The following is a 301-nucleotide window of genomic DNA, read 5'->3' as shown; positions in this document are numbered from 1 at the left end:
AGCATGATGATGTTTTTCAGCTGGGCGGCATTGCCAGGGATCGCCTTAGGGATTTTTGTCCGCAAATATGCAGAGCTGGGTTTTTACGAAACGCTATCATTAACGGCTAATTTTATTATCATTATCATTCTCTGTTGGGGCGGTTACAGGGTCTTTACTCCCCGGCGTAACAACGTTTCACATGGTGATACCCGTTTAATTTCCCAGCGTATATTCTGGCAGATTGTGTTTCCTGCAACGCTGTTTCTGATACTTTTCCAGTTTGCTGCATTTGTAGGATTACTGGCGAGCAGAGAAAATC

The 301-nt window shown here is 44.2% G+C and carries 1 protein-coding gene; it reads left to right on the top strand.

Annotation, left to right across the window (positions count from 1 at the left end):
- A partial coding sequence (locus V5P19_RS23270; RefSeq protein ID WP_334407895.1) for an MASE1 domain-containing protein occupies positions 1-301 on the top strand: 301 nt, incomplete at both ends.

Origin of the sequence: Enterobacter sp. UNJFSC 003, assembly GCF_036903355.1 — a bacterium.
Taxonomy (GTDB): Bacteria; Pseudomonadota; Gammaproteobacteria; order Enterobacterales; family Enterobacteriaceae; genus Enterobacter.
This window is presented reverse-complemented; position numbering and strand designations above follow the sequence as displayed.